22 protein-coding genes and 1 pseudogene are annotated in these 25,319 nt (G+C 57.4%); 11 read left to right on the top strand and 12 right to left on the bottom strand.

Annotated elements, in window-relative coordinates; genetic code table 11:
- Positions 1-70: 70 nt before the first annotated feature.
- Positions 71-979, top strand: a complete 909-nt coding sequence (locus QFZ91_RS23905) for a LysR family transcriptional regulator (protein WP_429568724.1) — start codon at positions 71-73, stop codon at positions 977-979.
- Here QFZ91_RS23905 and QFZ91_RS23910 read toward each other — a convergent pair.
- The 3 genes from QFZ91_RS23910 to QFZ91_RS23920 form a co-directional block, all read right to left on the bottom strand.
- Positions 976-2,295, bottom strand: a complete 1,320-nt coding sequence (locus QFZ91_RS23910) for an ATP-grasp domain-containing protein (protein ID WP_176369730.1) — start codon at positions 2,293-2,295, stop codon at positions 976-978. The two genes, QFZ91_RS23905 and QFZ91_RS23910, sit on opposite strands and share 4 nt — an antisense overlap.
- A complete protein-coding gene (locus tag QFZ91_RS23915) occupies positions 2,292-2,624 on the bottom strand; it encodes a hypothetical protein (protein WP_429568725.1) in 333 nt (110 codons plus the stop codon). The genes QFZ91_RS23910 and QFZ91_RS23915 overlap by 4 nt, the downstream gene beginning before the upstream one ends.
- Positions 2,625-2,921: 297 nt before the next feature.
- On the bottom strand, positions 2,922-3,635 hold the full coding sequence (locus tag QFZ91_RS23920) for a hypothetical protein (protein WP_429568726.1): 714 nt from the start codon (positions 3,633-3,635) through the stop codon (positions 2,922-2,924).
- Between the two features lie 657 nt (positions 3,636-4,292).
- Here QFZ91_RS23920 and QFZ91_RS23925 point away from each other — a divergent pair.
- The 8 genes and pseudogenes from QFZ91_RS23925 (at position 4,293) to QFZ91_RS23960 (ending at position 12,384) form a co-directional block, all read left to right on the top strand.
- On the top strand, positions 4,293-5,225 hold the full coding sequence (locus QFZ91_RS23925) for a LysR family transcriptional regulator (RefSeq protein WP_176369847.1): 933 nt from the start codon (positions 4,293-4,295) through the stop codon (positions 5,223-5,225).
- 729 nt (positions 5,226-5,954) lie between these two features.
- Complete coding sequence (nifA, locus tag QFZ91_RS23930; protein ID WP_429568727.1) at positions 5,955-7,601, top strand: nif-specific transcriptional activator NifA; 1,647 nt, start codon at positions 5,955-5,957, stop codon at positions 7,599-7,601.
- A gap of 270 nt (positions 7,602-7,871) precedes the next feature.
- On the top strand, positions 7,872-9,356 hold the full coding sequence (gene nifE, locus QFZ91_RS23935; RefSeq protein ID WP_429568728.1) for a nitrogenase iron-molybdenum cofactor biosynthesis protein NifE: 1,485 nt from the start codon (positions 7,872-7,874) through the stop codon (positions 9,354-9,356).
- Positions 9,357-9,377: 21 nt separating this feature from the next.
- Positions 9,378-10,739, top strand: a complete 1,362-nt coding sequence (nifN, locus tag QFZ91_RS23940) for a nitrogenase iron-molybdenum cofactor biosynthesis protein NifN (RefSeq protein WP_429568729.1) — start codon at positions 9,378-9,380, stop codon at positions 10,737-10,739.
- A gap of 51 nt (positions 10,740-10,790) precedes the next feature.
- Entirely contained in the window at positions 10,791-11,219 is a 429-nt protein-coding gene (gene nifX, locus QFZ91_RS23945) for a nitrogen fixation protein NifX (protein ID WP_176369851.1), read from the top strand.
- Between the two features lie 62 nt (positions 11,220-11,281).
- The gene (locus QFZ91_RS23950) at positions 11,282-11,500 is read left to right on the top strand and encodes a CCE_0567 family metalloprotein (protein WP_429568730.1); all 219 of its coding nucleotides are present in this window, start codon (positions 11,282-11,284) and stop codon (positions 11,498-11,500) included.
- Positions 11,497-11,798, top strand: a pseudogene (gene fdxB / locus QFZ91_RS23955) (ferredoxin III, nif-specific). Before QFZ91_RS23950 ends, fdxB begins: the two are co-directional and overlap by 4 nt.
- Positions 11,799-11,814: 16 nt before the next feature.
- Positions 11,815-12,384, top strand: coding sequence for a nitrogen fixation protein NifQ (locus QFZ91_RS23960; RefSeq protein ID WP_429568731.1), 570 nt, complete (start codon positions 11,815-11,817; stop codon positions 12,382-12,384).
- Between the two features lie 426 nt (positions 12,385-12,810).
- Here the strand turns inward: QFZ91_RS23960 and QFZ91_RS23965 are convergent, their stop codons facing one another.
- Positions 12,811-14,703 carry an SAM-dependent methyltransferase gene (locus QFZ91_RS23965; protein WP_429524005.1) on the bottom strand — a complete coding sequence of 631 codons (1,893 nt, stop codon included), beginning with the start codon at positions 14,701-14,703 and terminating at the stop codon, positions 12,811-12,813.
- Between the two features lie 1,495 nt (positions 14,704-16,198).
- On the opposite strand from QFZ91_RS23965, the gene QFZ91_RS23970 reads away from it, so the two are divergent.
- On the top strand, positions 16,199-16,627 hold the full coding sequence (locus QFZ91_RS23970; RefSeq protein WP_309235197.1) for a hypothetical protein: 429 nt from the start codon (positions 16,199-16,201) through the stop codon (positions 16,625-16,627).
- Between the two features lie 286 nt (positions 16,628-16,913).
- Complete coding sequence (locus tag QFZ91_RS23975; protein ID WP_429568732.1) at positions 16,914-17,162, top strand: hypothetical protein; 249 nt, start codon at positions 16,914-16,916, stop codon at positions 17,160-17,162.
- Positions 17,163-17,772: 610 nt separating this feature from the next.
- Here the strand turns inward: QFZ91_RS23975 and QFZ91_RS23980 are convergent.
- From QFZ91_RS23980 to nifV, 8 genes are all read right to left on the bottom strand, one after another.
- Positions 17,773-18,222, bottom strand: coding sequence for a CocE/NonD family hydrolase (locus tag QFZ91_RS23980; RefSeq protein WP_429568733.1), 450 nt, complete (start codon positions 18,220-18,222; stop codon positions 17,773-17,775).
- Between the two features lie 1,030 nt (positions 18,223-19,252).
- Complete coding sequence (locus tag QFZ91_RS23985) at positions 19,253-19,756, bottom strand: hypothetical protein (protein WP_176369810.1); 504 nt, start codon at positions 19,754-19,756, stop codon at positions 19,253-19,255.
- A 60-nt stretch (positions 19,757-19,816) separates the two neighbouring features.
- Positions 19,817-20,119 carry a ferredoxin family protein gene (locus QFZ91_RS23990; protein WP_176369811.1) on the bottom strand — a complete coding sequence of 101 codons (303 nt, stop codon included), beginning with the start codon at positions 20,117-20,119 and terminating at the stop codon, positions 19,817-19,819.
- The gene (locus tag QFZ91_RS23995; protein WP_176369812.1) at positions 20,116-21,429 is read right to left on the bottom strand and encodes an FAD-dependent monooxygenase; all 1,314 of its coding nucleotides are present in this window, start codon (positions 21,427-21,429) and stop codon (positions 20,116-20,118) included. Before QFZ91_RS23995 ends, QFZ91_RS23990 begins: the two co-directional genes overlap by 4 nt.
- A complete protein-coding gene (locus QFZ91_RS24000) occupies positions 21,426-22,544 on the bottom strand; it encodes an electron transfer flavoprotein subunit alpha/FixB family protein (protein WP_176369813.1) in 1,119 nt (372 codons plus the stop codon). Before QFZ91_RS24000 ends, QFZ91_RS23995 begins: the two co-directional genes overlap by 4 nt.
- Positions 22,541-23,389: an electron transfer flavoprotein subunit beta/FixA family protein gene (locus QFZ91_RS24005; RefSeq protein ID WP_429568734.1), complete on the bottom strand. Its 849-nt coding sequence runs from the start codon at positions 23,387-23,389 to the stop codon at positions 22,541-22,543. Before QFZ91_RS24005 ends, QFZ91_RS24000 begins: the two co-directional genes overlap by 4 nt.
- Positions 23,390-23,403: 14 nt before the next feature.
- On the bottom strand, positions 23,404-23,742 hold the full coding sequence (gene nifW / locus QFZ91_RS24010) for a nitrogenase stabilizing/protective protein NifW (protein ID WP_176369815.1): 339 nt from the start codon (positions 23,740-23,742) through the stop codon (positions 23,404-23,406).
- A gap of 41 nt (positions 23,743-23,783) precedes the next feature.
- Positions 23,784-24,920 (bottom strand): homocitrate synthase, encoded by a 1,137-nt coding sequence (gene nifV, locus QFZ91_RS24015; RefSeq protein ID WP_429524001.1) that lies wholly within the window; start codon positions 24,918-24,920, stop codon positions 23,784-23,786.
- Between the last annotated feature and the right edge of the window lie 399 nt (positions 24,921-25,319).

The raw sequence follows: 25,319 nt of genomic DNA on the forward strand, positions 1-25,319 counted from the left end.
TGCGTTATCGCAAATAATTTGTACAATCGATTGTTTCGATATGTCTCATCCATAAGGCGGATACCGGAACATGCGATTCAAAGGGCTTGATCTGAATCTTCTCGTCGCGCTGGATGCGCTGATGACGCAGCGCAACTTGACGGCTGCGGCGCAGAGCGTCAATCTGAGCCAGCCTGCCATGAGCGCCGCCGTCGCTCGACTACGCGATTATTTCGGCGACGACCTGTTTGTAATGAGAGGTCGTGAGTTCGTCCCCACTGCGCGAGCGACGGAGCTCGCTGGACCTGTTCGGGAAGCCTTATCGCACATCCAGCTTTCGATCATTTCGCGGGACGTGTTTCGACCGGACAAGTCGAATCGCCGCTTCAGGGTGTGCCTGTCCGACTTTATGACGCTGGTCTATTTCCAGAATGTCATTAAGCGTGTAGCGCGCGAGGCTCCTTCGGTTGGTTTCGAATTGCTTTTCCCTGATGACGAGCCGGGTGAGCTGCTTCGGCGTGGGGTCGCCGATTTTTTGATCTTGCCGGAGCTGTTGTTGGCTGATGCTCATCCTAAAGCACCGCTTTTTGAGGAGAAGCTCGTGTGTGTGGGCTGTCCGACGAACAAACAGTTGTCCCGCCGGCTGGCGCTCGAGAAGTACATGTCGATGGGACACGTAACAGTGAGGTTTGGGCGTGCACGGAGACCCTCGATCGAGGAGTTCTTCTTACTCGATCTCGGTCTCAAGAGGCGCGAAGAGGTTATCGTGCCTACCTTCGACTTGATCCCGCGAGTCCTGCTTCATACTAACCGTATCGCTACGATTCCTCTGAGGTTGGCAAAGTATTTCGCGGAAGTCACCCCGCTGCGGATCGTCGACGTCCCGTTGCCACTTTCCTGCTTCACTGAAGCGATCCAATGGCCTTCCCTGCATAACGGTGATCCTGCGAGTATCTGGATGCGGGAGCTCCTGCTGGAGGAGGCGCGAAACTACGTCTAGCAAGGCAGAAGCGGCGGGGAATGCCTTCCGGCATGAACCATTGGAGCCGCTGGCTCTGCAGTGAAGGGGCGCGCGGCAATCTCGGCGAGCGTGTATTGGAAATTGTCTAATGTCGTGTGAATTCCTGTGGCGATTTCGTGCTCCGATGCAGCGCGGTAGCGGAAGCGCGCGAGGAGGGTGGCATAGCCGCCGGTGCCGTCGAAGAAATGATGTGGCTTGGGGAAAACCGCCTCGTAAAGCGCGGGGATCTCTCGTAGCAATTTTGCATCGACGAATACTTTGCCCACTGGTTCCGGCAACATGAGGAATCCACCGCGGGCGGACGATGCCGACGCGTCTAGCGCTGCTTGCAGCTGAGTGGCTAACCGCGCCTTGTCACCTGACTGCTGCGCGGCCCAGAGGGCGAACAGGTCAACGCCGTACAGATCGTGAAAGAGGAATGGGATTTCTCCTTCACCGACGCGGGCGCCAACCTCGAGGAAATACAATCCATCGCAGCCCCTGATTATCTCAAGATGGAATGGCCCATTTCTGAAATCCAGGGCGCGCAGACATTTTCCTGAGAATGCGGTCAGCGCCTCATTTAGAGGACCAGGGTCGAGCATCACCGAGCCGAGTGGTTTACCTTGAGCGAACTGGACATAAGTGTTGATATAGCGAGACGCGCGCGCGATAACCAATGTGCCATTCAGAAGGAAGCCGTCAACGTGATAAACCGGACCGTCGATGTACTCCTCGCAATCGTACTCGGCAAGCGGTAGTGTTGGCCACAGTGCATCGAACTCAGGACGGGTCTCGATGCGCCGTGACCCTATGTTCGCCGTACCTGATCGCGGTTTCACGATTATCGGAAAACGCATTACGGTGGTAGTCGCCGCCTTGGCAACGGCCAGATCTTCCAGGGCTGCAAACCGCGGTACACGCAGGCCAGCTGCGGCGATAGTATTCTTCGTAACGGCCTTATTTCGAAAGCGCACGACTGTCTCGGGAAGGTCGCCGGGGATATTGAACGAGTTGCGCAGTCGCGCGGCCGCTATAAGGTCGAATTCGGATAAGGCGACTAGCCTGTCGATGCCGCCGAGCGCTGAACTACATGCGCGCACGGCCGCATGAAGCGCTTCTTCATCGAGGATGTCAGATAGCTGTTCGACGTGTGCAACGCGAGAGGTGTCAAGCGCGGCGACACTGTTGGGCGTGCAGACGTATGCGATCTTGTTCGCCGCATGATCAATGTAGCGCTGATAGGCAGCGAAGCCGTCGGACCACCGGTTAAGCACGACTATGCGGTTACCCTTAGCAGGAGGATTGGCTTTCATGTGGAAGCAACTTGTTCAGATATTTTTTCGGCTTGATCAAATTTGAGCGCACAGAGCGTTTTGGCGATGTCCGGGCCCGGCGTCGGGGCGATCTGCGGCGGTGAACCGGACATGTCTGGTAGGGGTTTAAGAGAACAGTCAGTCTCGCGATAGTGGAGGGCGGGTGGGCGTGGGAGCTTCGTCTCCTTTGAGAGCGGATTGTAGCGCACACTCGCCACTTCGGCGCTGCCGGCGAAGTCCGCTGATATGGATTTGACGAACCGTACGATGGTCAGGCACGTCGCATCGCCACGTTCGCATTGCCGGAGCTGCGTAAGTTTGGATTGCAAATATGGCTGCGTATCATCAGTTTCGACAACAAGATCGACTTGTTCAGTTTAACCAGTGGTTACTTGTGCCCATTACGCTGCTGCCCGGCAATCTCCGCGAGCGCTGAACTGTCCACGGTGACTCGTGTGTGCATGGGAAGACGCCGAGCGCAGCGCCCACCACCGCGAAGGGCGCAACAGACGCTCGCAGTCGAAGGGGCGCGGCACGCGAAAATGCAAGGGCGACGATACCTTGACGAGCTGTGGCGGCGACAACTGCCGTACCGGATGACGCTGGCGCAACCAAGATGACGGCGGTCATGTGGCTGCTTCCCGCGACGTTAAGCTTTCCGTTCGGGGCACGGTCGCCACACGCAACTCATCGAAATATTCGTGGATCAGGCCGACGAAGTTGCGGAGATACATTTCCGCGCTCTCAATGCTGCCCCAGCCGCCTATTGCCCGCTGAAGGGCAATCCAGATGATGTCATAGTGCTTGTGCGATTCTGCGTACTGAATGTGGTCGAGCGAACCTTTAACGTGATCGTGGCCGAACGCCCGCGCGGCGGCTTCTGTAATGCTCTTGCTGTAGCGATTGGTATACCATTCGAGCAGCCAGTTCCAGACCATCGTCGGCAGCGGACCGTTGCGACCAATGCTCAGATAGAGGTAGCCGATCAGTTTGTCGGTGCTGTGGAGGGGGGCAATCCGGTCGACGTCATTGGCAGATACACCGAATTTCTTAAGGTCGTGGAGGAATTTCCCCTCATGCCGGTATCCTTCTGCCAAGTATTGCGCGAGGATCTGTGCGAGCGTATTGTCCTTGCAGCCGATTTTGTAGAGTGCGAACGCGTCGACCTCGTTATTGAGTCGGATTCGCAATACGGTTTCTACGAGGTGGCGGCGATAGTACTCACTGTCGATCCAATCGCCACGGTGGAACGCTGCGGTTTCGGGCGAAGTTGCGAACATCTGTTCCACAGCTTGTTGAGCGACTTGCTCAAAATATATGCGATCGTTGGCTGTACTCATGTGACCTCCGGTTGGAAATTGAAAAACGCAAAGAAACGAGCGAACCGGGCTGCTATAAACGCGTCGAGGAGATCAGCCGGGGCACCTTGACGCGTTCCTGCGGGAAACTTCGATGCGTACATCAGGCTCGCGGGAGTCCCGCGAGCTTCTAGACTCGAACCGCGACTGCGGTCGTCGTGCGATGAGAGGGCAGCACTGTCAACCATTCTTGGGCATTTTTTTCGGCTAGCATAGCGAGAGAGGGTTCGTGCAACCTGCTGAACGCAATGCTTCAACCTATTGTTTGCTAATTGCAGTTAAGTGGACGTATCCGGGCTCAGATGGCCCGGCGTGCCTAGAACTCCTCATCGAGGAGCGCCATGACGTGGGCACGAGATGACTGGAGGCCACAACGTCAAGCTGTGCTTTTCTGCAGTATTGCACCTTCACTGGAAGGAGCATTGGCCAGTTCGGTGGCGGCTGTTCGATCAGGTACACGGCGAAGCTCGAAGGGCCGGGTGCGCCAGCGACTCGGGTATTCCCTGCAGGGCGTCTTCGGCGTGTTTCTCGTGCAACTTTTTTCGCATCCATGTTCCCTGACTCGTGACGGTAGGATATTAACCGCAGGGGTATGCGTGGTATAAGCTGATAATCTTTATGTCTGCATGAGGGAAATTGATGATTCGCGATCTCGACAGCACTCTGCTGCGTACGTTCGTGACGGTTGTAGAAGCCGGCAGCGTGAGCAATGCTGCGATGGCTCTCCATCGGACACAGGCTGCTGTCAGCATGGCCCTTCGGCGGCTCGAAGATGAGGTTGGCCAACGCTTGCTCGAACGTTCACCGCGCGGCGTAAAGCCGACCACCGCGGGCAACGTGCTACTGCCATATGCGCACAAGCTCCTCGACATTGGCCTCGCGGCTCGCTCCGCCCTGACTGAGGGCGACGTTTCTGGCACGGTGAGGGTCGGCATTCCGGAAGACATCGCAATGAGCCACCTTCGCCATGCGTTGCGGCAGTTCTCTGCTCTCTACCCGGACGTAGCGCTGGAGATTGTTGTCGATGCGAGCCCGGCGTTATCGCAGCGGCTCGCAAGCAACACACTAGATTTCGCGATCGGCGACCCTGCGCTGATTCACTCGGAGCCGATAGTTACATGGCGGCATCCGCTTCGCTGGGCAGTCGCACGTACCCGGAACACGGACCTTGGCGAGGGCCCGCTTCCGATTGTTGCATTCGGCGGCGCATGCCGGTGGCAGGAGATTTTTTTCGCGACGTTACTCGACGCCGGCATCGCGTGGCGTGTTGCGTGTACGAGCACAAGCCTGTCGGCGGTGCAGTCGGCCGTTGAGGCAGGACTCGGTATTGCAGTGCTGCTCGACTGGCACGTGCGCCGCGATACCATGCACGCGATCGATCCGCAAGCTGTCGGGTTGCCGATGCCGCCAGTGGCGGAATTCGGTCTGTTCACTCAAGAGAACTGGAACGACCGAACATCCGCAGCTACCGCACTTCAACGGTTTCTCTTTCGCTCGCTGCAGCTGAACTCGGCAGAGCACGGAATATTCAAGGTAGAGCAGCCGGCGATGCCAACGCGTGGTCAGGTTTAGGTGACGTCGCGCCGTGGTCGCGTCGAAGAGATGATATTTCGGCGCGTCAAAACGGTTGCTGCCGGGTATTTTCGATGAACAGCCCCGACGCTGACGCGGGCAGGCAGCGTTGCTTTGGGAATTCAGGAGCCCACTGAGTGACGTTTGACTTATGTCAACGAGAAACATCGGGCCTCGATGCGGAATGACATAGGTGTCGACCGGTTGCAGGCGCGTAACGTTGCATTGGATCGCACGCTAAAAAAGAAACGACGAACAATTGGGCGGATGCACTCGAGCAAGCTGCTGAACAGCACTCATAGCATTTTGGAAGGACTCGCGCGGAGTTGCGTCTGTGTGGTGCAATGCAACCTGAGCTGCCATTTGAGGGCCTACGGCACTTACGATTTGAATTTCATATAACGAAACCGCTTCTGCCTTCCTTCAACGCTGGCAGCGTTCGACCGAGACTAGGAACCTCGACTGACTGTGCGGGTTGCCGTTGACCCGAATTTGTCGTGAAACCTACGTTTTTTTTGGTTAGTATGCTAGGCGCGAACGGAGGGGCCTCGTTGCCTCTGTTTGCAGCTTCCCGACGCCATTGCTGCGATTTTGTCATTTTTGTCGAGTTTGGCGATGCCTGAGCACAGCGGCATCCCGAATTCGGCTGCCACCAACGCGACTATGGCTCTGCCGTTGTGCCGAGCCGTCTCCTCACTGCGTTGGCGAGTTGTCGCTGGAGCCCGATCTATGTCGCATTCTCTTATCAACGAGAGCCCTCCCGATTTCGATGTAGTGACAGAAGTGCTAAAAACGCTGGCCTCATCCCGAAATGCGGAGCACGCGTTGAAGAGGTCGCTGTGGTTTCTGTCGCGTGCGAGAGGCTGGCGGTCCGCGTTCATCGCCGTCGAGCAGCCGGATGGAAAGCTTGGCGGCCTGTGTAGCACGGGACTGTCAGACGGCTGGCGAGAAGGTATGCGTTTTCCCTCCGGTGAAGGGATCGTAGGGCGGATACAGGAAAGCGAGTCCGCCGTGGTTGTGTCTGAGTTCGATGGTGACCCAATGTTCGACGACCGCACGGGGGCTGTTCGTGTTTCCAATGCCGAGCGTGTCGCTCTACTTGGGACACCGATCCGGCACGAAGGACGGCCGCTCGGGGTGCTCGTAGCACTTTGTGAGAATCCGGACGGGAAGCGTGTTTTCGTAGACGATCTCCAACTTTTGGAAGTTGTTGCTTCGCCAATGGGCAGGGCACTTCTGCTTGACCGTGAGGCGAATCCGAACCGAAAAAGCGTGCAGGAGGAGATTAGTCGCCGACGGAACGCGGCCCCTCCTATATATCAAGTCGATTGGGCAATCGGCCGATCTGCGTCGATGCAGCACGTATTCACGCAGGTCCATCAGGTCGCACCTGCGAGAACGACGGTGCTCTTGCGCGGCGAGAGCGGCACCGGCAAGGAGTTGATCGCGCGTGCAATCTATCGTTTGTCCCCGCGCAAGGACCAGCCATTCGTCTCGGTGAACTGTGCGGCGCTCACGGAAACACTGCTGGAAAGCGAGCTGTTTGGCCACGAGAAGGGGGCGTTCACGGGCGCGCAAACTCAGCGAAAGGGGCGCTTCGAATTGGCGCACGGCGGAACACTTTTCCTCGACGAGATAGGTGATATATCGCCGTCGTTCCAAGCGAAACTCCTGCGCGTTCTGCAGGAGCGGGAGTTCGAGCGGGTAGGGGGGACAACGCCCGTGAGAGTTGACGTGCGGCTCATCGTTGCAACTAATCGCAATCTGGAACAAATGGTGAGAGAGGGCGAATTCCGAGCGGATCTTTACTACCGCATCAACGTGGTGAGCATCGTGTTGCCGCCGCTGCGCGAGCGCCGGGAAGACATCCCCGAGATGGCGCAATACTTCCTTAGCCGCTTTAATCGTGAGAACGGTCGCGCTCTGCATTTCAACGAGGAAGCGTTGCGCGTGCTGTCGAGTTGTTACTGGCCCGGAAACGTGCGCGAACTCGAAAACTGCATTGAGCGGACTGCGACAATGGCGCATCATGACACGATTGGTCGTTCTTCGTTTCTCTGCGAGATCGACCGGTGCCTCACGAAGGTGTTGCATCATATGGAGCGAGAAGACGCAGTACGTCCGGCACGCTCGTCGGACGTTACAGTCAGCAACGCGCTGAACGTTCCCGCGAAATTCGGCGCCCCGGAGCGCGATGCCGGCGGTCTCGGCATGCACTCTGGTGAGCACATCCCTGAGGACGAGCGTGAGCGGCTGCTCTGGGCCATGGAGCGCTGCGGTTGGGTGCAGGCAAAGGCGGCACGCCTGCTCGGCATTACGGCGCGGCAGATCGGCTATGCACTGCGCAAGCACGGAATCAAACTACGCCGCTTCTAGGAAAGCGAAGCTTGAGGTCACGCCCTGTACGGCTCCGATATTTCGTCTGCTCGGTATGCAAAGCGAAGCGCGCGTGGAACACCGCACGCGCATGGTCTGAAAGAAGGTCGATAAGTATGTTGTGTCGCAATCCGTTCAACTCCGACAAAGCACTGGTTAGTTGACGCTGTTACTACAGTGCCCGATACCCACACTGCGGATGCCTGCGGGTTCGAGCGGTGGTATGGAACTTGCAATTAGTTGTGGACCTCATATTGTCAGGATTCTCCAATGTGGTTCAAGGCTAGGACTGCAGACATTTTCGACGAACCCGGTTGCGCGAAGAATAGGGCGAAAAGTGAGACGGAGCGCAGGCAAGGCTGCGCCAAGCAACTTCCGCCAGGAGCGACTGCTGGCGGTTGTGCATTCGATGGAGCTCGGATTGCACTTCAGCCCGTGGTTGACGTAGCGCACCTTGTGCACGGGCCGATTGCGTGCGAGGGCAACTCGTGGGATAACCGTCCTGCGGCATCCTCCGGGTCGATGCTCTATCGGACCGCGTTCACGACTGATCTAAGTGAGATCGATGTAATCTATGGCGGCGAGAGACGGCTGTTCAGAAGTATTCGCGAGATTATCCAAAAATATGATCCCTCTGCCGTGTTTGTCTATCAGACGTGCGTCACCGCGCTGATCGGTGACAACATAGAGGCAGTGTGTAAGCAAGCGTCAAAGAAATTCGGCAAACCTGTGATACCGGTCAACGCGCCCGGTTTCGCCGGGTCGAAAAACTTCGGCAATAAACTCGGTGGGGAGGCGATTTTCGATCATGTAATCGGCTCGCGTGAGCCCGCTCACACAACGCCGTTCGACATCAATATCATCGGCGAATACAACCTCTCGGGGGAGTTGTGGCAGACGAAGCCGCTCTTCGACGCGCTGGGTATCCGTATCTTGGCTTGCATCTCTGGTGATGCTCGCTACAGTGACATCGCGAGCGCTCACCGCGCGAAGGTAAATATGGTGGTGTGCTCAAAGTCGATGATTAACATTGCAACAAAGATGCAGCGTCGATACGACATTCCCTATTTCGAGGGCTCTTTCTACGGAATCGGCGATGTGAGCGATGCGTTGCGCCAAGTCGCCAAGCTGCTGGTGCAAAGGGGTGCGCCCGACGATCTGATCAAACGCGCCGATCGCTTGATTGAAGCAGAAGAGGAGCGCGCGTGGGCGCGCATTGCGCCATACCGGGCGCGCCTCGATGGAAAGCGCGTGCTGCTGATTACAGGCGGTGTGAAATCTTGGTCGCTTGTTGCGGCGTTGCAAGAGGTGGGGCTCGAGATCGTTGGCACCAGTGTGAAGAAAAGCACCGAGAAAGACAAGGAAAGGATCAAGGAGATCATGGGCGATGACGCGCGCATAGTCGACAATATGACGGCAAGCGAAATGTACGGCACGCTCCGCGAGTCGCAGGCCGACATCATGCTGTCCGGCGGGCGCTCGCAGTTTGTCGCGCTAAAGGCGCGGGTGCCTTGGCTTGATGTCAATCAGGAACGCCATCATCCATATGCCGGGTATGAGGGAATCGTCGAGCTGGTGCACGAGATTGACCGCGCAATCAGCAACCCGGTCTGGCAGCAGGTGCGCATTCCAGCTCCGTGGGACGACAAAGGCGAAGGGCTCTGTGGCGAGCGAATGGAGTTCACAGAGCGCATGACAGAACAGTCGCCGCGTGCAAGCGCCCGAAGGGCCTTCGACCCAGCGTCGCTGGCCTGAGCATAGCGGAGTGCAGACACAATGGCAAAAGTCGTCGAACTAGGGAAAGCCTGTACGGTCAACCCGCTAAAAATGAGCCAGCCGCTTGGCGCGAGTTATGCCGCCTTGGGACTCGATGCGTGCATGCCGGTGATGCACGGTTCGCAGGGCTGCACGTCGTTCGGCCTCGTCCTGTTGGCGCGCCATTTCAAGGAGGCCATCCCGTTGCAGACCACTGCAATGAATGAGGTCACTACCATTCTGGGCGGATTTGAAAACGTCGAAACGGCGCTACTGAACATCTGCAAGCGCGCGGCGCCGAAAATCATCGTGCTTTGCTCGACAGGGCTGACTGAGGCCAACGGGGAAGATGTCGCCGGTCATCTCGCGATGGTGCGCAAACGTAAGCCAGAGTTGAGCAATACCGAACTCGTGTACGTATCGACGCCAGACTACGTTGGCGCATTCGAGGACGGCTACAGGCGCGCCATCGTTGCATTTGTGAAGGCGCTTGTCAAGCCGCTGCCAACCGTGCAGCGACAGGTCAACGTGCTGCCCGGCAGTCATCTGTCACCCAGCGATATCGACGAGTTGCGAGAGATCATTGAGGCATTCCGGTTAGTTCCGATCATATTGCCAGACGTCTCCGGTTCGCTCGATGGCCACATTGCTCCCGACTGGCGCGGGACCACGCTGGGCGGAACTTCTCTCGACCAGATACGCGCCGCAGGTGCGTCGACATTCACCATCGGCGTGGGCGAGCAAACGCGCGACGGTGCGCAGGCACTGGAGACTATTGCAGGCATCCCGTTCGAAATTTTTGAGCGGCTCACAGGGCTCGAACCGAACGACCGGCTCTTGCATCGCCTCGCGCGATTGTCAGACCGGGAGGTCCCGATCAAATACCGGAGGCAGCGCAGCCAACTGCTGGATGCAATGCTCGACAGCCATTTTTACATAGGTGGCATCAAGGTGGCCTTGGGCGCAGAACCGGATTTGCTGCTTGCAATCGGTTCGCTGTTGCACGAAATCGGCGCCGAGTTGCCAGTCTGCGTCAGCACGACTACATCGGCGTCGCATGCGCTATTGCCGACGAGCGAGGTCGTGCTCGGTGACCTTGAGGACATGGAACGAGGCGCGGGGGATTGCGACCTGCTTATTACGCATTCGCACGGCCGGCAGATGGCCGCGCGTCTCGGCAAGCCTCTGTTGCGCACAGGCTTTCCCGTATTCGACCGGGTCGGCAATGCCCATCGATGCCAGGTCGGCTATCGCGGAACGATGAACTTCGTCTTCGAAGTCGCGAATCTATTAATCGATCGGGTTACGCACCACCGCCCGGCCGACTGGGCTCTGCCGCAGTCGTCGCTCGACCTCGCTGCGCCAGTCGCTAACGCGGAGTAAGGAATTCCGGTCGTCGCGCCCATTGCAATCAAATCATGAGGGAACCATTGCATGAAAATCGCATTTGCCACGCAGGACAAACTGCATGTCGACGCGCACTTTGGCTGGGCGAAAAGCATTGTTATCTTCGATGTGACGGCGGAGGGCTACGCGTTCGTGGAAGCCTTCGATTTTGGCGGCAAGTTAGAGGAGGACGGCGACGAAGATAAGCTTGCACCGAAGCTGGAAGCGATCCGCGGTTGCGCGATCCTGTACGTTGCCGCAATCGGTGGTTCAGGAGCGGCGCGCGTCGTAGCGCTGAAGGTGCATCCAGTCAAGGTACCACAGCCGGAGCCAATTCAGGACATCCTTATCAAGCTTAGGGATGTCCTGAAAGGTACGCCACCGCCGTGGTTGCGCAAGGCGCTAACCAGAAATGTGCGCTGCTCATTCGATTTTGCAGAGAATGACGAGGTATCTCATGGCGAAAGCCACTGTTGACAAGATCGCCACTTTGCGGACAGCGACAACTGAGGTGCGTCCTTTTGCCACGGGAGGGGATCATGAGTGACCCGAATGAACTGAAGGTGCGCTTGAAGACACTCAATACACGGGCCATTCAGGCCAAGATGGATCTGCACGACCTTTCGGAGGATCTTCCTACTAGGTGGGAAGAGATATTGACGGTTGCGCAGCTCTGTCACGAAGCTCACGCCGCGCTGATGGACGCGCGCAAGGCCGCGGCAGCGGCTCTCGACGAAGCGCCTAGGAGCCGGAGATGAGCGAGATTTTTTGCGTAAAGCTACCTAGCGGGGAGATGTGGACGCCTACCTTTGTCTCCGCCCTTGATGATGAGAAGTGTATCGGCTGCGGACGATGCTTCCGGGCGTGTTCTCGCGGGGTCCTGCAGCTCGTCGGGGTAGACGAGGGGGGGGGCTTACTCCGGTAGGCGAGGACGACGACGACGAGTACGAAAAGAAGGTTATGACTATTGCGCGCCGGGAGTTGTGTATCGGTTGCACGGCATGCGCGAGGATATGCCCAAAAAAGTGCTATACGCACGCGGTGGCCATGGTCTGAGCCACAAAGGACGGTGATGGACTTCCACGCGACGTTGATGCGTCACGCTGTGGACACCAACGATTCCACGGTTCTTGCCCTCGCTGGGGTACTCTCGACGGCGTTCGGCCAAGCCGGCGTGCACACACTGCCCATCCGCGGGTTGAATCTGGATGAAACCCACTGGCTGCTCGTGCATTGGTTTCCCGGCGTCGACCGCGCCCTTTTCTTGCAACCGGGCGCCTCGCCTGAGGCGTGGCGCCAGCGATCGTGCGACGATGAGGTCGGAGACCTCGCAAACCTGTTGAAGGCACATGCTGATCCGCTCGCAGGCACAACGATTGAAATCCATTGTGTTTCGCATGCGCTCGCCTGCGCCTGTACGGGGGAAAAACACCTGTGGCAGGAGTTGCGCCTTCGCTCGCGTAGCGAATTGCCGGTGCTGTTGGGCTATTGGTTTCCGCGGCTGGCGCAAAAAAACGTTCACGGTATGAAGTGGAAGAAATTCCTCTACAAGCAACTGTGCGAGCGTGAGGCGTTGATTGTCTGCAAGTCTTCAAACTGCGCGGAGTGTGGCGATTTCGCGGATTGCTTCGGACCAGATTGATGGTCTGGCTACCGACGATTCGTGGCCATGCGGGGCCTTGGCATATTCGCCGTGACGGTGCGCTACAAATGCTCTGGAGATACTTTAACGATTGCCAGCTGACTGCGTTGAGCGTGGATCAAGGTGTTAAGCGTGGATGTCATCATCATGTCTTCCTATGCGTCATCGCCTCCGGGTGTCTCGTCGCACACGACTGTACCGAGGCTGCAAACAACCCAAAATCCTCGGTGCATCTCGCACCCGAGGATTTCCTGCTCGGCTCCCCGGCGCACGCTGTGACCCGGACTTAGCTCGGTCGCATCGCTGCGCTGGCGCATTCGTACTTCGTATATGCTTGCGATTGTGGGATGCCCTTGCCGTTTGTAGCGCTGACCATTGCGCGGACTGGGGCGGATAAACAAGTAATTGCGAGGCATAGTCTGACGATTAGACCGTGGCTAGAGTTAGACGTGACGGTGTTGTTCCGATTTGCAGTCCGTCTGAGCGGTTCGCAAAGTACCTTTGATTCAACTGGTCTATAGTCCAAGTGTGGGAACTGCTGAAGCCCAGTGTAACCAGCATTTGAGCCAACTCAGCCGGATCGAACGCGCTTTTCCACGGCTCGCCGCCCTCGGCGAATTGCGCCATCAACTGTTCGACGAAGACACGCATCATCGGCGGCAAGCTGGACACTGGCAATGCGTATTCCAGCAGCACGGCGCTGCCCCTGGCGCAGCGCGCGATGAACCGCAAAGTATCAACGACCGCAGCCTCGTCGAGGTACATGGTTACCCCGAGCCAGCTGAAAAAGGCCGGTTCGAGTGGATCGAATCCGGCACGCGTCAAGCCCTCGGCAAGGCTGATGCGCTCGAAGTCGACCGGTACGAACCGCAACGATTGCGGCAAGCGGATGTCCGCCTCATTTAGGTGCGCTCGTTTCCATTCCTGCGTGGCCGGCAAGTCAACCTCGAAGATGCTCCCGGGCGTGTCGTGCTGCCGGTAGGCGGTGGTGTCGAGTCCTGCCCCGAGCACGACGTATTGTCGCACGCCCCGCTCGGCGGCCTCGGTCCAAATGTCGTCAGCTAGCCTACTGCGTACGACCAGCGCGCTGCGCCTACACATCGACATCGGGTGGCGGAACCGATCGAGGCCATTGCGTAGGTCCTGTGCCTCGGCTTTGCCTAGCACGGCCAATGCGAGCGGATCATCAAGCACCAGCGGGCGATCCAGTAGTTGGTGCGCCGCCCGTTGTCTAGCCACGATCAGGGCGCTAGGCTTCGGCCCGGCGTCGATTGGCGTCAGATCGTGCCCAACGATGTGTGCCTTATGCAGATAGGCCAACAATGCCTCGTCGAGCCCCACCCCAAGTTGCAGGTCCGGCTCTTGGTTCAAGGCGTCTCGAACATGCACTTCCAAGACCACGTCATCGCCACAGAAGCTTTCACGGAAAAGCTGTTGCCAGCGCTCGACGAGAGCCTGTACCGGCGCAGCGTCGGCCTCGACGCCGGCCTGCATGTGTGCCCGCAACTCAAGCGCCAACGTTGGCCATTCGCGCCTGTTCTTTTCGTTAAGCTGGCGGCGCCGAACTTCTTCCATCTGCGCCGGGTTCAAGTGTTTGGCGAGAAGTGTGCAGCGCGCGTGAGCAAACGATTCGTCTATCCAAACCAGCATCTCCGCCGTAATGCCGACAATCTGCTGTGCGCGTGGCTCCGCGGTCTGAATCTTCATCAACTTGTAAGCGAGCGCCGGGTCGTTGTTCGTCGTGCGGGTCATGAGCCGAACCCAGCGCCAAGCCAACTCTTGGGCAACACTGCTTTCACTAGACAGCCCTTCCCGCATGGCGCTATGAACCTCAACGACGAGCTCGTCCCATATTGGATCCATCGGCGCAATCGCGTCCGGGCCCGTTGCAAACAGCGTGTCGAGTTCGTTTTCGTTCAGGTGCTTTTGATACATACTCATCAACTCCAAGGTGTTAAGCCAATCAATTGCGAGCGTTTCGCTGCCGGCGGCCAGCATCTTGGCGAGGCGTCGCAGGTGGCGACTGAGCCGCTGCGCCCGCGAAGCCTGCGCGTCCAGTTCGGCGATCTGGCGATGAAGAATATTTATCGGGGCACTGGCCGGTTGGTCGTCAAGGCTGGCTTTGATATCGGGAAGCGAATAACCGAACCGTTTCAGTGCCTCGATACGATGCAGCCGGATCAGGTCGCCACGCCTGTACAGGCGTGCTCCCCCATCAGTGCGTTGCGACGGAGACAGCAAGCCGATCGCGTCGTAGTGATGTAAAGCACGAACGCTCAGCCCCGCTCTTTTTGCCAGTTCACCGATCTTTAACTGCATTGCGTCTCCGGTTGCGTACATCAACGCTAAAGCCTGACGTAGCGTTAGGTGCAAGGTGAATTGATGCGCCGGCGCTGCGCCGCATTTTCAAGCTAGATGAATATCAGGTGTCACGCCGATCGGCATCTAGCCTGATCTTGAAAGCATTGTCAATAGCTTGCCCGTGCTATCAAGGAAACGCCAAGCGCCGCGATGTTGTGATGTCTGGAAGGACGATGCAACGCAGCCCCGATTGAATTCTGAATCACTTTGGCTGCGATAGAAATCTTTGGCTGGTTTGCGCGCCGCGTAAATGGAACAATCAAGTGGTGGTCCGCGTGGTCGCCAAAATTTAGCTACTTTTTGGTAGTCGCTGTTCCGATTCTTTGCGCAACTGCAACCCGGCCTCGCCGTCATAGATTGGATCTGAGCCGGGCTATTCCACCCGGGCGGCTTTGCTGCAATCCAGGCCTCCATAGCTCGTCAGTGGTACGCTCACGGCGCACAAGCGTCTCATCCGTCTCGCTATGTCATCGGGCATGCGCGGTGGGACGATTGTCAGCCGTTGTCCCAACGAATCGCCACAGGAATGTGCTGCTCTGGCACGGTTTGCGTGGCCCCATCAGTATCGGACTTCGATACCGGCTCGCACGCGAAGGATATGTCTCGTCGAAAGCGGTCGATAAGAATTTGCGGCTAGCGGTATAAGAAATTTTGAATGCCAATTTGTTCTAGAGTCTGTAACCTCCGGAACTCTAGCTAAAATGTGACAGAGTTCGAGCGCGTTCAGCGTTGAGGTGGGGGCGGCACCCATGACGTTAGTTTCGTTATCGTGGCAGCAGTGCTATGAACCGCGGGTTCGATGGCCATCTGCTACCGATAAGGAGTCCATGCCTAAAATCAAGAGGGTCGTGTGTGGATGGGGCTGGCCGCAGTGCTAGCCGGAAAGCGCCGCTGGTCGCCTGCTGAGTACGCGGCGGCCTGTCAGTCTCGCAAAATCCTTCCGGGATTTACTGCTGCGCAACGTTTGACGGAGGGCCAGTGGGCGTTACTTTTAACCGGTGACGAGCATGATTGTTGCTGTACTGATCAACGGCACAGGTGCGAAACGGCCAAAGCAGCAAAACTCGTTGATATGAGGCACATGCTCGTCAAGGTGACTTCGCGTTTGACAAACTTTTGGAGAATGGCCCTCGGTCCGGGCGCGGGACTATATGTATCGTCGGCCTAACTTCTAAAGATTGCGGTGGGGGCGAACTCGTTTTTGGGGTGCCGTCGCCCGTCGTCCTCCGCTTCAAGCGTCCCGCCGGCATTCATGAAGCACTATGAATTCGGTTACTCTTTTGACGATTGGAAAACGTTAAGTCACGCAGAGCAAGCTTCTTGAACTGGCCTCTTACTTTCGCGGCTCGTGCGTAGTCGCTGTGCGCGGAATGGCGGAGCAGTGACATCTCACTTTAGTCGTCATTGTTGGTTGATCATCAAATGGGTCCTTTTCGAAACCTTGGAGAACATCGTGGCAACACTTGTAAACATTACCAGCAGTACTCCCGATGCCGTGCAAATTTGGGGATTCCATGATCTGTGTGGCGTGGACGACGTCGCGGCCGCTCTCAACACGATCGCTGCGGGGCTGAGCGGTGATGGTAATACGATTCATGTGATGTCAGGTACTCACGGATACTGCAGCGGACGGGTTGGTGCAGTAGCGACGCGGGAGCAGAGGTTCGCGGAAGAAGATCGAGTTCTCGCTCATCCAATGACGAAGGACAACAACGCCGTTGCCGTGGTTGTCCACGACTTCAATACCGACAAGCTGCCGGCCCCCGACTACGTGTCTGCGGCAATGGCGAAGCTCAACGCGGATATCCGCTCAATCGTCAGGACCGACACCGGAAACCATGTATTCCTCCTCGCCTACTGCTGTAGTGCCGGTACGGAGTAGATTCGCAAATCGGGACAAGAGAACAAGTGGACTTGACCCCGAGCATGTGCCTGTCGCGCAGCGCGAGCCGGTTAGACACGCTTGCCCGTTCTGCAACCTTTTCAAGGTCGCGCATGCGCCAATAGGGCTTGACGCTGAATCGCGAGGCCACGCTGCTGCGTCGCTTCGGCGGTGAATTGCGTTGCAAACCATACAGAAATTGCTCATATACGTACCGAAGAAACGGGGCGCTCAAACTACCAGCGAAGCGGCTGGTGGTAATGCTCGGACGTACTAGAACGAAGAAGTGCAGCCATTTAATCAGTGTGCGCCTTTATTTTTAGTTGATACGCTGTTCACGATGCATAAAAGACAGATTCATAAACTTCTCGACCTTGCTCACGAAGAAGCCTACTCTTTCGTTGAGGAGAATCCAGCAAGAGCTTTCAGAGAATCGGAAGAGCTCTTTGATGAAATGTTCTTTCATTCGCTTTCGCGTCATATTGGTGAAATGACAATCGCAGAAGTATCCACCCGTATTCGCGAAGGAGAATGAGAATGGAGCCTAATCTATCAGTTGGGCTCTGAGCACTCAGAGAGGCGTTGTGACATTGCTGAATTGACCGAGTACGATCGCGTGCTTAGGATGCGAGATCGCCGTGACCCACGGTCATCGCTTCCCAGCGGCGGTCATCAGTTGCGCGATGTCCTATGCTTCAGGTTTCGGCTCAGTCTGTGTGATATCGAAGCGCTGCTGTTCAAGTAAGGGTTATCGTTAGTTGCGAACCGGTCCGACTTACGGACCTGATGGCCGGAAAAAACAAGGGACAAACACCATGACGAAAAACTCCGATGCCGCAACGAGGGGGAGCCGTCCGTAGTGGTGTGGAAGCCCTTGCGATGAGGCCGGCGCGAACGGGGCGTTATCCGGTTGACGATGGTCGTCAACCTGCCAGCTAGGGATAAGTGACACGGCCTTAACAAAAACCGCATTGCGAAGAGCACGGTGTGAAGCGTATCAGCTTGTACCGATTGCCCGGCAGGTTCTGTCCGAATGTGGCGATTGTCTCATCGTTCACGCCTGCGGCATCCGGTGTAGCCCTAACCAGCCTGCGTGATTAGCTTGGCCGCTTCGATCTAGTCGACGAGCGACAACCATTGCGCGCCTACCAGAAGTCGTTGTAGGTGTAAGTGACGTCATCAGAGTCAGCCACCGCCTTGAATCGCGTCAGTTCGCAGATCGGCGTGCGGGCGGCCGCCTCTTGCTGGTCCATGTACGGACCCAACCGGATCAATATCCGCATCGACGCCGCTGTAAGGAAATGGTCGTAGCCGTTGCTCATACCCTGTACCGGCACGATCGCGTCAAGGTTCGGCACGTCGGTCGCCGCGATCATCGTCGGCAAGGTGCCATTGTACGAGATGCCCTCTAGGGCGAGATGCCCGGTTGGCTTGGTCGCCGCGACCGGTTTGCGCAATTTATCGAAACCACGCGCGACGGGATCGCTAGTTAGCCATCGCGTGACGCTCACGGTTGCCTCGTGTTCGGCACGATCCATGACAGAGCAGCAACCAGTCCGACTGGCTCGTAAGGTCCAGCAGGGCAAGCGCCGCAATCAAGCGCGTGGATGCCGAGACTTGTCACCGTTGTTGCAGGCCAAACCGCTCAACCTGCAAAACACTCGTTACGGACGGCCTTGGAATATCCCAGCCGAGCTCCTATTAGCGGATCACCAGCCACCCACCAGGCCCGGTGACAACACCGCCCGGATCATGACTGCGACTTGGGGGCGAGAATCATGCCGGGTCTGGCTGGCCAAAGCCTCAATTATTGAGGCGGGAAGATAGTAAAGGGGGCGGATCTGCGTAATAAATCGACGCCCGCACGACTGTCGGCGTCCTGAGTCCCTCCGCCACTTCGGCAGGTTGCACGACGCGCAGGCATTGAGTCGGTCTTGCCGTCCTGATCGGTGTCCAAGCGTCTGCATCAGGCTTTGCTTCAATGGCGCGCGCATCGCTTTATCCGGGGCATGACGGCCCGAGCGTCAACGACGGCTGATCTGTAGCTGTCGGGTGACCGGTTCGCACTACCCACGCGTGGCCACCCGAGCGCGTCTACTTTGCGCCCACTTCGGTCGTCGGCGTCGGGGGTGGCCGCGATGGTGCGGTCGATGGAGTAACGGTACCGGGCGGTGTCGACTGGCCGGATGCGAATGGTTGCCGCATCGTCTCAATTGCATCCGGCCAACTGGATTGCTACTGATACGAGCAGAACAGCCGCCCCCACATCGCACGAAAGGATGCTCAATTCCGCTGGCGGCCCGTTGTTCTCATGCTTTTCGAACTAGAATTGCATTAGCTGTTCGGGGATTGCGACGCCGTCAGCGGCGAGGTCCGGAATTCGCTCGCAACCTTCGGCCAGATTGATGCGCACCCCTGCATGAAGGTAGACGCGACATTGACGATACCGGGATTGCCTTCCGCACCGAACACGCACGAAGCCATGATCTGCATGTTGTTGAGGAGGTGGTATGCAACATGCCGGAAGGATTGAGCATCACAAAGCTGACCGCGCATTTCGATTGGGCAGCGGAAAAGCTCCAATGAATCGTGGGAGTTCCCCTTCTAGTGACGAATTGCTGTCTGTCAATTCGTCAGTTTGCGATTGCCGTGTTCTGACTGCGCGAGTAAGGCTTCGACGACCTCGAAACCGATGCAATCAATCGGGTCCAGCCAGCGTAGTTTGGCAATCAGCTTCAGTGCAAGGGCCCGTTCGCCACGCCGTACGCTGATGAACGCAAGCGCCTTCAGCGTAAAGAGCCAAAAGCGCGCCGGCCCGGGAATGGAGAAGTCCGCGTCGTCCGGCTGCACTGCGCACCAATCACTGCTGATCGACGCTTCCCAGGCAGCTACCGCCAAAGCCCTCGTTGCGACTCTATGCGCCTCGCCAAGTTCTCCCCGGTTTGCATGGAACTTATATAGCAGATAGTAGGGTGGCAGGCAGCGCGGATAGGACAGGATGGCGGTCCACAACGCGGCGGCCACATCGTCATCGCTGCCGCGGCGGGTTCTCTCGAGCAGCTGTAGTACGCCGGCCGGAACTTCACCGCCGAACAGATCCGTCGACTCGATACCAGTAATGAGATTCATCAAAGTTTCTCCGGATGTGATAAGGCGCTCAGCCGCGGGAGCGATACTGAGCTTGTTCGTTTAACCGAACTTGAACTGTATGCCATATCCCCCGCGCGGATAGGCCCATTCAACATTATGGTGTTCGGTGCACAAAATGCGGCAACTACCGCATTCGAGGCAGCCGTCGGTGACCAACGTGATTGAGCCGTCGTTCTCGTTCCTATAACAGGAGGCGGGACACACGAATGTACAGCTCTTTTCTGTGCAATCGTTGGTGCAAATGTCCACGTCTTTTATGCGGACGTGCGGCCGCCCGACGTCCACTCGGTAGCGATTTTGAAACAGCTTTTCGTCGATGTTGGCAGTGATCGTATTATTCATCGGAAAACCCTCCAGAATTTGTATGCGTCGCCGATCAGCCCTGTCACCGAGCGACTTTTACGGAAGCTGGTTATGACCTCGCGTTTCTTGGTCTTCTTGTCGATGCCATCGACCGTCATCATCGTGCGGGCCGCTTTCGCGACGAGATCAGGGTATGTGGTAAAGAACTGGGGATTATGGTGTAAGACCTTCGGCATATCGCGGTACTTGTGCAAGTCCTTCATCACGAAACTCTTGTCTAGCGCGTCCTTATACGCTGACAGCGTGCTGGCACGGTAGCCGTGGCGGCCGGCCGCTTTGGCGGCTATTGCTGTCTCGGCGGCGAGGCGCCCCGTCGTCATCGCGAGATTGGAGCCTTCTCGGTGCGCGGCATTGACGAAGCCGCCCGAGTCACCGACGATCATCCAGCCGTTACCGTATACTTGCGGGATCGCATTAAACCCTCCTTCGGGAATGAGGTGCGCGCAGTACTCCTTCATCTCGCCGCCCGCGATAAGAGGAGCGATGGACGGGTGACGCTTCATTTTCTCGAGAAGCAGATACGGGGTTGTGCGATTAGAGTTCTTCTTGAAGTCGCTCAGCATACAGCCGACGCCGATCGTCAGCGACTCCTTGTTCGTGTAAAGAAACCCAGTCCCTGCCATGCCATCTGTGATTCGTCCAACCATCTCTATTACAACGCCTTCTTGATCGGCAACGTTAAACCTCTCGCGAATTGTTTCCTCGGGCATGAAGAGGATCTCTTTCACAGCTAGTGCGACGTTGCGCGCTTCGATCTCACCATGAAAGCCCGCTTTGCGGGCCAAAGTTGAGTTGACGCCGTCCGCGAGAATCACGACATCCGCATAAACTTCGCCGTGTTCGCGGTCGCACTGGACGCCGACAACTTGGTCTCCGTCCAGAATCAGGTCATTCACCGTAGTCTCGCAGATCAGTAAGGCACCGGCCTCACGGACCTTCGACGAAAACCACTTGTCGAATTGCGCCCGTATGATCGTGTAGCGGTTATACGGTGGCTTGTTATAGTCGTCGCTACGCGCGTGTGTGCCTACAAACGAAGTATCGTCGAGCATCCACATGCGCTGTTCAATGATGTGGCGCTCAAGTGGCGCGTCGTCACGGAAGTCTGGGATGATTTCTTGAAGTGCATTGGCGTATAGAATCGCACCTTGAACGTTCTTGCTACCGGGATATTCGCCGCGTTCGATTTGAAGTACTTTCAGTCCACCTTTAGCCATAACATAGGCCGCAGCGTTGCCCGACGGTCCGGCACCCACGACGATCGCGTCGAATTGCGACGATTCTCTCATCTAACTCTCCTGGTGTCTCGCATTTGCCGAAATGCCAAGTGTTCCTTGCAGGCGTGCGTTAGCGCGGGCAGCAACTGAAGTGCGTCCCCGACGATGCCGTAATGCGCGTAATCGAAAATAGGTGCGTTGGGATCGGTGTTGATTGCGACAATCACGTCCGAGCTTTCCATGCCGACGCGATGCTGGATTGCCCCCGAGATGCCGGCTGCGATATAAAGTTTTGGCCGCACGGTTTTGCCAGTTTGCCCGACCTGTCGATCCGCCTCGACCCAACCTGCCTGCACGCAGGGGCGCGTAGCGCCGACTTCACCACGGAGTACGCGCGCCAGATCAAACGCCAGTTGAAAATTCTCCGGAGTTTTGAGACCCTTGCCGCCGCTGACGATCACATCCGCATACGGAAGGTTGATCTGAGAAGTCGTCGCATCGGCGACAAAGTCGAGCAATTTGGTGGCAATGTCGGCTTCGACGAGCCCCAGTGTTTCCTGCACGATCTCGCCGACGCGGCCTTCTTGCGCTGAGGGCATCGCCATGACGCGTGGGCGTACCGTCGCCATCTGCGGGCGATATGCAAGCGTCATGATCGTGCAGAGCAACGAGCCGCCAAACGTCGGACGGGTGGCCGCCAGTGCCCGGGAGGTCGGATCGATGTTCAGTTCGGTGCAGTCGGCGGTGAGCCCGGTGAGCAGGGTTGTCGCAACGGAGCCGGCGAGATCCCGGCCCATCGAGGTCGCGCCGAGCAGTAGAATTTCAGGGCGGTATTTGTTGACCAGATCGGTCAGCCCCTTCGTGAATGGCTCATTGCGATAGCCACGCAACACTGGGTCGTGAATGACATAGGCTTTGTCTGCTCCAAGGCTGAACGCCTCAGTTGAAAACTTTTCGAGGGGCTCATCCGTGCCGCCGAGCACCACCACGCAGACGTTGCTGCCAAGTTTGTCTGCAAGCTTGCGCGCCTCGCCGAGCAGCTCCCACGACACGTTATGCACGTGGCCGCGGTCGTGCTCAAGGAAGACCCAGACACCGGTGTAGTTTTTCAGATGTTCGGGTAGCTCTAGGTTGCGGCCTCTGGCGTTCAAGGCCGGCTGCTTTTTCGCGGCAACGGTCGAGTTCATAAGGTCCTCTTCATTAGCACGTCTGCCTCCAAAGTCGGATGGCGAGCGAACATCCTATGCACCAGATCCAACGAGACGCCGCGCAGGCTCGCCATATCCAGTGTGAGCATCTCGGCTTTTTGCTCGCGCGGTGTTGGGCCGAACACTTTGCTCACTACGGTATGTGAGCCTTTCAGCCCAATTTTGCTAACGTCCTCGATGCCGGCCTGCTCGCGATTCCATTTCCGTACCGGAAAAGCTGCCGCTTGGATCATTCTGGGCAGGGTCGCGAAGCGAAGTTCGTTGGTGTTCTCAAGCATCGTCACCAAGCATGGCAATCGAGTTTTGAGTACGTGTACGCCGCCTTCTGCGCGACGCTCGACGACGATCGAGCGTGCGGTGAGGTCAATTTTCACGATCCTGGACACGTAAGTGAGCAACTGGAAGCCCATGCGTGTAGCGATGCCGGGGCCGACCTGAGCAGTGTCGCCGTCGATAGTCTGCTTGCCAGTAAAGATCATATCGACCGGCTGTTCCTTGGCGATTTGTCGGATCGCGGCAGCCAGCGCATATGACGTTGCCAGCGTGTCGGCGCCAGCGAAAGCGCGATCGGTGACGAGTACAGCGTCGTCGGCCCCATAGCTGACGCATTTGCGAAGTGCGTCTTCAGCCTGCGGCGGCCCCATGCAGAGTGTGGTTACAGTACCGCCAAAGCGGTCCTTTAGCCTCAATGCTTCCTCCAGCGAGAACAGATCGTACGGGTTTACGATGGCGGGGACGCCTTGACGCATGATGGTGTTGGTGACAGGGTGAACGCGGATCTGTGCCGAGTCCGGTACCTGCTTGATGCAAACGACAATATGCATTGGGTACTCCGGGGTCAGGCGTCGTGGCGTGCTGGCAGCGACGCGCGCAGCTGGTCAATTGAGACGACCCGCCGTCCGTCCGCTTCCTGAAAGACTCTGAAAACCTTTTGCTCTGCGGGCGTGGACAAGACGAAGTCGTTGTAGGCCTTATTGAGTAAACATCGATAGATAGAGAACACAGCCGCCGTGTTATTACGCGGTAGTGCCTTCTGTTGCTCGATGTACTGAAAAAAACGCTTGAGAATGTGCAGGCGGCTGACGTTCACTACCTTCTCGTCGAATGAAATGTCAAAGAATCGCAGGAAGTCTTCCGCGGACGACAGGCGATGCAGTTGTTCGATAACCTCTTGCACGTCGTTTCTCCTATTGGACCAATGCGCACCCGATGACGGCCTCAAGACACCTTAACTCGGGTGCCACGTGCTTGCGTCAGGAAGCGATGCAGATCGGCTGTCCCCGGCGCCTGTTTGTACTGTGTGGCAAATGACCGGATACGTGCAAGCAACTGGGGCACAAGCCGCTCGGACACTGTGACGCCAAGAGCGTCGTAGGCGTCACGCACACTTTGGGATCCAGAATGTTTGCCGAGTATCGTCGACCGTTGCCGGCCTAGTTCTGCGGGATCGAATCCCTCGTAGGTCGTGGGGTGCTTCGAAAGGCCGTCGGTATGAATGCCTGACTCGTGCGTAAAGACGTCCCTACCAACAATGCTCTTGTTGGAGGAAATAGCGCGGCCAGACGCCCGTTCGACCAGCGATGAGATGTCGGGTAACGCAGTTGCGTCAATGCCGGTGTCTCGTCGGAGCAGATGTCGCGTGCCCATGACGACTTCCTCAAGCGCTGCATTGCCGGCCCGCTCACCTAGGCCGTTGACGGTAGTGCTGGCGTGGGTCGCCCCTGCCGAGAGGGCCGCTAGCGTGTTGGCGGTGGCGAGTCCGAGGTCGTCGTGCGAATGGATTTCGATCTCCAGGTCCACGGCGGCGCGAATTGCTGCGATAGCGTGGAATGTCTTGAAAGGGTCCAATATGCCTACGGTGTCCGCAAATCGTACGCGCTGGGCCCCATGCTGCTCTGCGCATCGCACAACTTCTAAGATGAACGAAGGGTCCGCACGCGAGGCGTCTTCCATACCGAGGGAGATCTTGGGGTGGCTTTTCGCAGCCTTACCAATGACGCGTGCGATGCGCGCTAACACCCAACTACGCGGCTGCCGTAGCTTGTGTTGCAAGTGAATATCCGATACCGGGACCGAAAGATGAATCATGTCGGCATCGCAGCGTAACGCCGCGCTGAGGTCCTCGTCGGTGAGTCGCCCCCAAACCATCAGACGAGCGTCGAGGTTCATGTCGACAATCGCATCAATGCACGCCATTTCGTCTTCGCCCATGGCTGGAATGCCGATTTCGAGTTCGGCGACGCCCGCTTGCGACAGTGCGGCGGCAATCGCGCACTTTTCCTCCGTGCGAAATGCGACGCCAGCGGTTTGCTCGCCGTCGCGAAGTGTCGTGTCATTGATGATTGGGTTGCTCATGTCGGATCTCTTCAGTTGTCGGCCATCGATCGCAAGCGTTGTGCCAGGTGCAGGTCTACAGGTCAAAACAACGCTTTGCTGTACCCTGTCGGCGCCACACGAACGGCCGAAGCTTGCCCTTCACGCGGAAGATCGCGGATGCCCCGCACGCGCAATGCGGCAGTGCCGGTGATTGAGAGCGGATAGTGGCCTACCAAAAGCAACTTGTGCTCACGATCAGTGCGTTATTTTTGTCGTGACAGCGACAGAATACGGCCTGGTTGTCGGGTTTTGGTCAAGACGCGTAACAAGAACACTGAGTTGGTTGACAAACTCACGTACCGATACCAATGGAGTTCGAGTGAGTGGCATGGATTTCGCTAATAAAGCCGGCGAACCACGGAAGGCTTTGGAGAGAAC

Origin of the sequence: Paraburkholderia sp. JPY419, assembly GCF_050435705.1 — a bacterium.
In the GTDB taxonomy this organism is placed as follows: domain Bacteria; phylum Pseudomonadota; class Gammaproteobacteria; order Burkholderiales; family Burkholderiaceae; genus Paraburkholderia; species Paraburkholderia youngii.

What these genes read in the sequence shown, in the direction of transcription:
- QFZ91_RS24005 (WP_429568734.1), bottom strand. Translation starts at nt 23,389, where the DNA reads ATGCATATTGTCGTTTGCATCAAGCAGGTACCGGACTCGGCACAGATC.
- QFZ91_RS23920 (WP_429568726.1), bottom strand. Translation starts at nt 3,635, where the DNA reads ATGAGTACAGCCAACGATCGCATATATTTTGAGCAAGTCGCTCAACAA.
- nifA (WP_429568727.1), top strand. Translation starts at nt 5,955, where the DNA reads ATGTCGCATTCTCTTATCAACGAGAGCCCTCCCGATTTCGATGTAGTG.
- QFZ91_RS23965 (WP_429524005.1), bottom strand. Translation starts at nt 14,703, where the DNA reads ATGCAGTTAAAGATCGGTGAACTGGCAAAAAGAGCGGGGCTGAGCGTT.
- QFZ91_RS24000 (WP_176369813.1), bottom strand. Translation starts at nt 22,544, where the DNA reads ATGAACTCGACCGTTGCCGCGAAAAAGCAGCCGGCCTTGAACGCCAGA.
- QFZ91_RS23905 (WP_429568724.1), top strand. Translation starts at nt 71, where the DNA reads ATGCGATTCAAAGGGCTTGATCTGAATCTTCTCGTCGCGCTGGATGCG.
- QFZ91_RS23995 (WP_176369812.1), bottom strand. Translation starts at nt 21,429, where the DNA reads ATGAGAGAATCGTCGCAATTCGACGCGATCGTCGTGGGTGCCGGACCG.
- QFZ91_RS23910 (WP_176369730.1), bottom strand. Translation starts at nt 2,295, where the DNA reads ATGAAAGCCAATCCTCCTGCTAAGGGTAACCGCATAGTCGTGCTTAAC.
- nifX (WP_176369851.1), top strand. Translation starts at nt 10,791, where the DNA reads ATGAAAATCGCATTTGCCACGCAGGACAAACTGCATGTCGACGCGCAC.
- nifV (WP_429524001.1), bottom strand. Translation starts at nt 24,920, where the DNA reads ATGAGCAACCCAATCATCAATGACACGACACTTCGCGACGGCGAGCAA.
- QFZ91_RS23925 (WP_176369847.1), top strand. Translation starts at nt 4,293, where the DNA reads ATGATTCGCGATCTCGACAGCACTCTGCTGCGTACGTTCGTGACGGTT.
- QFZ91_RS23990 (WP_176369811.1), bottom strand. Translation starts at nt 20,119, where the DNA reads ATGAATAATACGATCACTGCCAACATCGACGAAAAGCTGTTTCAAAAT.
- QFZ91_RS23960 (WP_429568731.1), top strand. Translation starts at nt 11,815, where the DNA reads ATGGACTTCCACGCGACGTTGATGCGTCACGCTGTGGACACCAACGAT.
- QFZ91_RS23950 (WP_429568730.1), top strand. Translation starts at nt 11,282, where the DNA reads ATGAGTGACCCGAATGAACTGAAGGTGCGCTTGAAGACACTCAATACA.
- nifE (WP_429568728.1), top strand. Translation starts at nt 7,872, where the DNA reads ATGTGGTTCAAGGCTAGGACTGCAGACATTTTCGACGAACCCGGTTGC.
- QFZ91_RS23985 (WP_176369810.1), bottom strand. Translation starts at nt 19,756, where the DNA reads ATGAATCTCATTACTGGTATCGAGTCGACGGATCTGTTCGGCGGTGAA.
- nifN (WP_429568729.1), top strand. Translation starts at nt 9,378, where the DNA reads ATGGCAAAAGTCGTCGAACTAGGGAAAGCCTGTACGGTCAACCCGCTA.